This is a genomic window from Nitrosomonas communis (assembly GCF_900114745.1).
In the GTDB taxonomy this organism is placed as follows: Bacteria; Pseudomonadota; Gammaproteobacteria; order Burkholderiales; family Nitrosomonadaceae; genus Nitrosomonas; species Nitrosomonas communis_A.
In genome coordinates this window covers 1-4411 of record NZ_FOUB01000127.1, presented here as the reverse complement: position 1 = coordinate 4411, position 4411 = coordinate 1, and the positions used below count along the sequence as shown (strand labels likewise).

Genomic DNA, 4411 nt, shown 5'->3' with positions numbered 1-4411 from the left:
CATTCCCATTGCGCCTGCGTCAACGTAAAACAGCGCTCGCCAGAGCCTGGCCAGACAAACCGTCCCTTGTGCAAGCGGCGCTGACATCACCATACACCCGCCCCATCCCATACCCATACCTTGATACGATTACCAGCACGATGGCCAAACACAAAAGCTGAGCCTGCACAAGGCGAGTGTCCCAAGCTTTGCTGTACCGCCATCGACAAACCATCCATACCATGACGCCTATCGACTGGTTCAACCGCTAACCAGATTTGTCCAGGGTGAGCAATTAAGCCAGGCATTTCAATAATCCCCCGGCCATTCCGGTGAGACATTTGCGGGTAATTGCAGTAAATGACCACTGGCTGTGCATAGATGCAATCGTTCTGTTGATGAAGCTGCAGACTTGATGGTGACCGGAATTATCGTCGACACTTGGGTAGCGGTTTGTTCCATCCGGTAAATCCGCAACCAATTGGAAAATGTTTTGGCATTCAGCTTATGTTCGCGGCAATAAGCCGCCTGGGATAAACCACTTGCCTGCCAGGTTTCTACATGTTTTTGTTGCCGCATTGGTAATGTCATCGATTATCCTCCTGAGAACGTTTGAGGATAATAGTGCAGTGGATTATGGTGTTTTAGATGGGAGCGCTGGACGCTTACTAATGATAGGTGTTATTGCTGGAAATAGTAAATTCCACATATAATTATTTCTCCGTTATTTGTTACTTATCAGTCATACACAACTGGTATTCCTGCTGCCTGCGCTTTGTCAGACCTGGCAGAACACGCCCGCCTGCCTTGTCCCAGCGTAATATCTCAGTGCATGCGCCCAGGTAATCCGGTGGAGTCTGTTTTAATTTTTTTACCAGCGTTGATCTGCAGAAAGCAGTAGCCCCAATGTTGTAGGCGAGGCTCACATATGCGTCAGCTTCATGCTGAAACACTGGCACATCTCCAACGCATTCATTAATCTGCTTAGTGATCTCGTTAGCATCACGGTAGAGCATTCTCAATACTCTGACTGGACCGGTCCTATCTCCAGCCTTAACGCCTTCGGTAGTACCGAATCCGATAGTTTGCACCCCTACCCCATCATCGTATGATGTGCCACGGTAGCTTTCAAAGCTCGCAATCATAACCAGAGCAAGCGCTGATATTCCTATAGCTGAATTTCTAGCTTTGGACATGCACCCCTTAGCTAAGTAATGGATACCAACACATAGGAAAGCACGGCAATGATTACCACGGAAGGAGCCATAAACTCAAGCCACGCCTGATCACCCCACCTGGTAGGTTTCCACCAATATAAAATCCCCTGCCCTGTTTCATCCCTGGCTACTTGCTGACCGAGTTCCCGCCCATACCAGAACAGGATCAGTGCAAATGCGATGCCCAATGGATGTGGCAGCATCAGCAGAATCACCGTCATGATTAATGATGCCAGGCAATGCGTAATGACATCTCTCAGATCTTTGCTCATTTATTTCCCTTATTTATGTAATTAAACCTATCCTCGATCATCTGCTTAACCATGCTTAATAATTTCGCAGCCATGTTTTCGGATATGCCCGCAGCTGCCGCACAAATCCCCCATGGGTAGCCAAAAGAATCCAGAATCATGAAGGCTGTTAGCCCAACAAATGCGCTTGTTACGGATTCATCAACAAACTCAATGAAATTGAATACAATGGGATGCTCTGCTTTTATTCTTGAGTACCAGCTGACAAACGCGCCTAGCAATGACATGCCTATAGCAAGTGCCTACGTGGCCGCCCCCCAGTTTGTTGGATCGTTCTCTTGCATTGCGCCTCCCCCTTATTGTTTTCTAATCCCATAGAGCCTGAATGTCCCGCTGGCGATATTTCCGCTGCTCATCATGAATCTGATGCCGGTCAATCCTCCCATGTTGTCGTTTGTTCCCGCTCCAGATATCAGCGCTAAGGATGGGCCAGTGTTCAACATATACGCGCCATAAAAGTGAAGTAACTTTCTGATGGTTGCATTGGTTACATTTCTGATGTGCATAGTAAAATCAAGGCTCGCGCCAACGCCCTCGCCTATAGATATTGCTGCTGCGGCGGCGCTGGCACTGGCGCCATATAAGTTGGATCCATCGGTTGACATTACGTTGTGATACCTGTAACCGGTTGTCTGGTAAGAACCGCCAAGCTTCATGCGACAATTGAGATTCTGTCCGGCAGATGCTGGCACAATTGCTGTTCCGAGTATCATGTACTCATCGTAAGTGCTGTCAAAAGTGGCCTCAAGATCAACTGTGGTGGATGCTGTTCCAGTGAGATGAAATAGCGTCGTATTTGACGACCTCTTTCATTTTTCTCGACCATTGTTAGTTCTTTGGCCATGTCGAGCGTCAGGTGGTATTCGGTAGTCGAACGACCGCCTTTTATGCCTTTGGAGGTTTTTAACAAAATTGTTAAAAAGCCCTCTCCTTCAGTAAAGATGTATTGTTCGATACGTTCTTTAATCCAGTTGGCAAATTGTCGCTGTGACTCTAAGAATTTATGTAGGTCACGGGCATTGCATAGTTGGACGGAGTGATGCTGAATGGTGCCGGTGAATACCGGTACTAAATTGATATTTGTCATGATATGACTCCGCAAGCGGTTTTTAAACGCTCACCCCGAGACCAATCGGGTGGGCGACCGAATGAGGATTGGTCTACCGGTGCGGCACCGGCGAGCCTTGCGGCTCTCCCCGCCCGATCGCCCATAGACGGACATATCCAGGCACAAAAAAAGCCGTAATGCTTGCACATGACGGCCAATCGCCGCCGCTATCAGGAGACCAATCCCGACCACGTTTTTTTCCGTGGCATGTAAAGATAAGCCCGAGAAGTTTTCTTGTCAAATGCGCATCTCAGAATAGTCGCATAGATGCAATTGTTGTATTTACAATAATCTTGACGAATATTAAATTCGATCGTGCCGAACTGCTATCAATACCGCCAAACATGGCGTCTCGATGGCGCTGGCTTCTGAGCTTGACTGAGGATCTGCTCAGGTGTGGCAGGATATCTGTATGGAATACGGTGAAGTACGCATGATCGTCCTTGCTGTTATGAAGGCACGCTTGTTCTATATGGTATGCACAGAATGCGGCGATTATCGCCGCATTATTAGCCTGCGTGAAGTAAACAACAGAGAGGTTAGACGCTATGTATCTCAAGACTAAATCAGGCAGAAAAGTGTATTTGCCGACACCGGAAGAGGACACAGCCATCACAGCAACTGCGATGTCCGATCCGAACGCTTTGCCGCTGATCGGTGACGAGTTTGCAAGATTGAAACGAGTAGGCCGTCCACGTGCCGCCGTCACTAAAAAACACATCTCCATTCGGTTATCACGTGATGTGCTGGACTCATTCCGCTCCATGGGAAATGGCTGGCAAACCAAAATAGATGAAGCGCTCATGGAATGGATACGTGAGCACCATAGTTGAAGGAAATCAAAAATGGCTGATAAGCGCATTCCACCCACCATGACATAGAGTATTTTTCGTACATGAAGATTTGGCTACCAAAGAAGATTTCTTAGCCACAAAAGAGGATTTGCGGCGCGATATGGATTCGCGGTTTATCCAGCTGGAACAACGTCTCATCATCAAGCTGGGCGCTTTGATGGTATGTTCGATCACCGTTGTCGCAGCTTTGGTGAAATTATTAGGATAATTTGAGCTATGAATACTTCTTTCTTTATTGCAAAAGTAAGCAATGACAGCGAATGCGGTATGCTGATTGCCATATGCGATGAGCTTGGATTGGCTACAGAATCCAAAACATACGAAGGCCTGACGGAACGCGTATGGGAAATTGCACCAGAGATTGCCGCAGAAAATGGTATTGATATAAGCATTGAAACCATCATCAGCTTCCAACAGAATCAGACAGCTAAAGACCGGGGTTCCATGTTGTGCAAGGGCAGCAGCGTTTATCCCAAATTGCGAACGATTTTGCACGAAAATGGATGCATGTTCGTTAGACATGGAAAATACAGCCATGCAATATGGGCATATCCGCCCTTTGACAAGTACTTTACCGTACCCGTGACAATCATTTCCAGAGTACTTGCCAATGCCATCCTGGAACAAGCAGACGTCAAACAAAACATCTAGGGTCTGTTGACGTTTTAAGATAAGTATTTCATAGATAGAAACAAACTCGTAATATTGGGGTTCCTACACCACCAACAAAACGAGTTTGCGATGCCCCGAATGATGCTCAATGATGAGTACTGGTCGAAGCTGGAGAAGATTCTGCTTCAAGAATCGATTTATAACAAGCGCAATCTGCGCATGACGGTAGAAGGCCTACTGTATCGAATGCGGGTTGGCTGTCCGTGGCGCGATCTGCCCAGGGTGTTCGGCTGCTGGAATTCTATCTATAAAAGATTCAATGCCTGGTCA

Annotated in this window: 12 protein-coding genes; 5 read left to right on the top strand and 7 right to left on the bottom strand. The window is 47.2% G+C overall.

Annotated elements, in window-relative coordinates; translation table 11 throughout:
* Nucleotides 1–86 precede the first annotated feature (86 nt).
* From tnpB to BM122_RS20335, 7 genes are all read right to left on the bottom strand, one after another.
* Nucleotides 87–287 carry an IS66 family insertion sequence element accessory protein TnpB gene (gene tnpB, locus BM122_RS22915; RefSeq protein WP_074907399.1) on the bottom strand — a complete coding sequence of 67 codons (201 nt, stop codon included), beginning with the start codon at nucleotides 285–287 and terminating at the stop codon, nucleotides 87–89.
* 1 nt (nucleotide 288) lies between these two features.
* Nucleotides 289–570, bottom strand: coding sequence for an IS66 family insertion sequence element accessory protein TnpA (tnpA, locus tag BM122_RS20360; protein ID WP_083398635.1), 282 nt, complete (start codon nucleotides 568–570; stop codon nucleotides 289–291).
* A gap of 140 nt (nucleotides 571–710) precedes the next feature.
* Nucleotides 711–1175 carry a lysozyme gene (locus BM122_RS20355; protein WP_074907397.1) on the bottom strand — a complete coding sequence of 155 codons (465 nt, stop codon included), beginning with the start codon at nucleotides 1173–1175 and terminating at the stop codon, nucleotides 711–713.
* 11 nt (nucleotides 1176–1186) lie between these two features.
* Entirely contained in the window at nucleotides 1187–1468 is a 282-nt protein-coding gene (locus tag BM122_RS20350; RefSeq protein ID WP_074907395.1) for a hypothetical protein, read from the bottom strand.
* Nucleotides 1465–1734 carry a phage holin family protein gene (locus BM122_RS20345; RefSeq protein WP_074907392.1) on the bottom strand — a complete coding sequence of 90 codons (270 nt, stop codon included), beginning with the start codon at nucleotides 1732–1734 and terminating at the stop codon, nucleotides 1465–1467. The genes BM122_RS20350 and BM122_RS20345 overlap by 4 nt, the downstream gene beginning before the upstream one ends.
* A gap of 69 nt (nucleotides 1735–1803) precedes the next feature.
* The gene (locus BM122_RS20340) at nucleotides 1804–2220 is read right to left on the bottom strand and encodes a hypothetical protein (protein ID WP_074907389.1); all 417 of its coding nucleotides are present in this window, start codon (nucleotides 2218–2220) and stop codon (nucleotides 1804–1806) included.
* Entirely contained in the window at nucleotides 2217–2594 is a 378-nt protein-coding gene (locus BM122_RS20335; RefSeq protein ID WP_074907387.1) for an antA/AntB antirepressor family protein, read from the bottom strand. The genes BM122_RS20340 and BM122_RS20335 overlap by 4 nt, the downstream gene beginning before the upstream one ends.
* A 433-nt stretch (nucleotides 2595–3027) precedes the next feature.
* On the opposite strand from BM122_RS20335, the gene BM122_RS20330 reads away from it, so the two are divergent.
* From BM122_RS20330 to BM122_RS20310, 5 genes are all read left to right on the top strand, one after another.
* Complete coding sequence (locus tag BM122_RS20330) at nucleotides 3028–3180, top strand: BrnT family toxin (RefSeq protein ID WP_256212257.1); 153 nt, start codon at nucleotides 3028–3030, stop codon at nucleotides 3178–3180.
* Nucleotides 3164–3448: a BrnA antitoxin family protein gene (locus BM122_RS20325; RefSeq protein ID WP_074907385.1), complete on the top strand. Its 285-nt coding sequence runs from the start codon at nucleotides 3164–3166 to the stop codon at nucleotides 3446–3448. Before BM122_RS20330 ends, BM122_RS20325 begins: the two co-directional genes overlap by 17 nt.
* A gap of 70 nt (nucleotides 3449–3518) precedes the next feature.
* The gene (locus BM122_RS23740; protein WP_177198234.1) at nucleotides 3519–3677 is read left to right on the top strand and encodes a hypothetical protein; all 159 of its coding nucleotides are present in this window, start codon (nucleotides 3519–3521) and stop codon (nucleotides 3675–3677) included.
* An 8-nt stretch (nucleotides 3678–3685) separates the two neighbouring features.
* Nucleotides 3686–4120, top strand: coding sequence for a DUF1902 domain-containing protein (locus BM122_RS22005; protein WP_083398634.1), 435 nt, complete (start codon nucleotides 3686–3688; stop codon nucleotides 4118–4120).
* A 90-nt stretch (nucleotides 4121–4210) separates the two neighbouring features.
* Nucleotides 4211–4411 (top strand): transposase (locus BM122_RS20310; RefSeq protein WP_143083342.1); only part of this gene is annotated, 201 nt, incomplete at its 3' end.